The sequence below is a fragment of the Albidovulum sp. genome (assembly GCF_008933605.1).
Taxonomy (GTDB): domain Bacteria; phylum Pseudomonadota; class Alphaproteobacteria; order Rhodobacterales; family Rhodobacteraceae; genus Albidovulum.
In genome coordinates this window covers 1-2813 of the sequence record NZ_WBUS01000250.1, presented here as the reverse complement: position 1 = coordinate 2813, position 2813 = coordinate 1, and the positions used below count along the sequence as shown (strand labels likewise).

The 2813-nt window shown below is 68.5% G+C and carries 3 protein-coding genes and 1 pseudogene; all 4 read left to right on the top strand.

The window, feature by feature from the left end:
• Positions 1 to 190 (top strand): annotated as a pseudogene (locus F9K34_RS18340) (cell division protein FtsZ); the annotation flags it as partial.
• Positions 191 to 404: 214 nt separating this feature from the next.
• Complete coding sequence (gene lpxC, locus F9K34_RS18335; protein ID WP_291338543.1) at positions 405 to 1328, top strand: UDP-3-O-acyl-N-acetylglucosamine deacetylase; 924 nt, start codon at positions 405 to 407, stop codon at positions 1326 to 1328.
• A gap of 123 nt (positions 1329 to 1451) precedes the next feature.
• Entirely contained in the window at positions 1452 to 2291 is an 840-nt protein-coding gene (locus F9K34_RS18330; protein ID WP_291338542.1) for an outer membrane protein assembly factor BamD, read from the top strand.
• A gap of 33 nt (positions 2292 to 2324) precedes the next feature.
• On the top strand, positions 2325 to 2813 hold a 489-nt coding region (locus F9K34_RS18325; RefSeq protein WP_291338541.1), incomplete at its 3' end, for an AAA family ATPase.

Below are 2813 nucleotides of genomic sequence, written 5' to 3'. Positions count from 1 at the left end.
GCGGTCGCGCTTCGGCATCAACACGCTGCTCAACCGGATGGCCGGCCACGGCGCGGCCGAGCCGGAGCGGGCGTCCCCTGCCTTGCGCGCCCAGCCCCGGGTTTCGGCCACCTACGAGGAAGAACCCGAGCTCGACCCCGATCAGGAACGGATCGAGATCCCGGCCTTCCTGCGGCGCCAGGCCAACTGACGGAACGTCACATTGATCGGAAGGGCCGGAGCGATCCGGCCCTTTTCCTTTTGGGATCAATGATTTGCGAGGCGCCTGTCGGCGCCCGCGTGTGCCGTTACAGACAATTGGATCCAATGTTACATTCCGTTGCAAAGAGTGAGTTGAGCTTCCACGGGGGCACGATTACCTCAACGCTGACACAAGGATCCGCCTGGCGGGAAACGAGGCAAGCGTGCAGACGACGATCAGATCGGCGGTAACCTTCACCGGGACGGGCCTGCATTCGGGCCTGCGTGCCCGCATGACGGTGCATCCCGCGTCAGCCGAGTACGGCATCTGGTTTCGCCGCAGCGACGTGATCGGCCGCGACCCGATGGTGCAGGCGCACTGGTCGGCGGTGGAGAATGCGAGGCTCTGCACCGAGGTCAGCAACGCCCAGGGTGTGAAGGTCTCCACCATCGAGCATGTCATGGCGGCGCTCGCGGGCTGCGGGATCCACAACGCGCTGATCGAGATCGACGGGCCGGAAGTGCCGATCCTCGACGGTTCCTCGGCGCCCTTCGCGGCGGCCTTCCTTGCCCGCGGGGTGCGAGGGCTGAACGCGCCGCTGCGCTGCTTCGAGGTCCTGAAGCCGGTCGAGGTCCGCGAGGGGCCGGCGCTGGCGCGGCTGGAGCCGGCCGAGACGCTGGAGATCGACTTCGAGATCGACTTCGCCGATGCCGCGATCGGGCATCAGCGCAAGCGCCTGTCGATGGCCAACGGCGCCTTCCTGCGCGAGCTGTCCGACTGCCGGACCTTCTGCCGCCAGGCGGACGTGGAGGCGATGCTGGCGCAGGGGCTCGCGCTTGGCGGCAATCCCGGCGAGAACGCGGTCGTCTTCGACGGCGACAAGGTGCTGTCGCCCGGCGGGCTGCGCCGCGCCGACGAACCGGTGCGCCACAAGATGCTCGACGCGCTGGGCGATCTTGCGCTTGCCGGCGCGCCGATCCTCGGCCGCTACACCGGCAACCGCGCGGGCCACGCCATGACCAATCGTCTGCTGCGCGCGCTCTTCGCCGATCCGACGGCCTTCCGGTTGATCGAATGCGATCCCGCGCGCCGCCGGCTCCTGCCCGGAACGGGCGTCAACCGGGACGATATCCCCGCCGTCGCCTGAGCCCGGCGCGGGTGCGAAAGGCGTTTTGCGCCCCGGATTTTTCTGTGCTAGGACGAGGCGAACCGCCGCCCCGGGGGCTGCTCCGGGGCGGAAAAACGTGAAGCAGGAAGTGGGTGGGCAGGCATGGCTCGGGGCGGGAAAGCGGCGCGTCTGTTGGGCGGCCTCGCGCTCGCGGTGGTTCTCGCCTCCTGCGGCGGTGGCAACCGCGAGCCCGATCTCACGCAGCTCGACGCCGAGGCGATCTACAAGCTTGGCGAGTACCAGCTCGAGACCTCGCGCAAGGGCGAGGATTCGGTGAAGTATTTCGCCGAGGTGGAGCGGCTCTATCCCTATTCCGAATGGGCCAAGCGCGCGCTGATCATGCAGGCCTTCGCCTATCACAAGGACCGCAACTACGATGAAAGCCGCGCCACCGCGCAGCGCTACATCGACACCTACCCCGCCGAGGAGGACGCGGCCTATGCGAAATACCTCCTCGCGCTCTCCTACTACGACCAGATCGACGAGGTCGGGCGCGACCAGGGCCTGACCTACCAGGCCCTGCAGGCGCTCCGCTCGGTGATCGAGGAATACCCCGACAGCGACTACGCCAAGTCCTCGATCCTGAAGTTCGACCTCGCCTTCGACCATCTCGCGGCGAAGGAAATGGAGATCGGGCGCTACTACCTGAAGCGCAAGCACTACACCGCCGCGATCAACCGCTTCCGCGTCGTGGTGGAGAACTTCCAGACCACGAGCCACACCCCCGAGGCGCTGCACCGGCTGGTGGAGAGCTACCTGTCGCTCGGCCTCACCGACGAGGCGCAGACGGCGGGTGCAATCCTCGGCTACAACTTCCAGTCGACCGAGTGGTATCAGGACAGCTACCGGCTCCTGACCTCTAAGGGGCTGGAGCCGAAAGCGCGCGGCGACAGCTGGCTCGCCAAGGTCTATCGCCAGGTGATCCGGGGCGAATGGCTGTGAGACCGCGCTGAGACACGGCCCCGGGGGGCGGGAATGCTTCGGTCGCTGGACATCCGCGACATGCTGATCATCGACCGGCTGGAGCTGGTGTTCCGGCCCGGGCTCAACGTGCTGACGGGCGAGACCGGGGCGGGCAAGTCGATCCTGCTCGACTGTCTCGGCTTCGTCCTCGGCTGGCGGGGCAGGGCGGACCTGGTGCGCCCCGGCGCCGGACAGGGCGAGGTGACCGCTGTCTTCGACCTGCCTGCGGAACACCCGGCGCGCGAGGTCCTGGCCGAGGCCGGGCTTCCCCCGGACGACGAACTGGTCCTGCGACGCATCGCCACCGCCGACGGCCGCAAGACCGCCTTCGTCAACGACCGGCGGGCGGGGGCCGAGGTGCTGCGCGCGCTCTCCGACACGCTCGTCGAACTGCACGGCCAGCAGGACGACCGCGGCCTCCTGAACCCGCGCGGCCACCGCCAGCTTCTCGACGCCTTCGCCGGGGCCGACCTCGGCCCCGTCCGCGCCGCCTGGGCGGAC

Coding starts and splice junctions, on each gene's coding strand:
- F9K34_RS18330 (WP_291338542.1), top strand. CDS start 1,452: ATGGCTCGGGGCGGGAAAGCGGCGCGTCTGTTGGGCGGCCTCGCGCTC.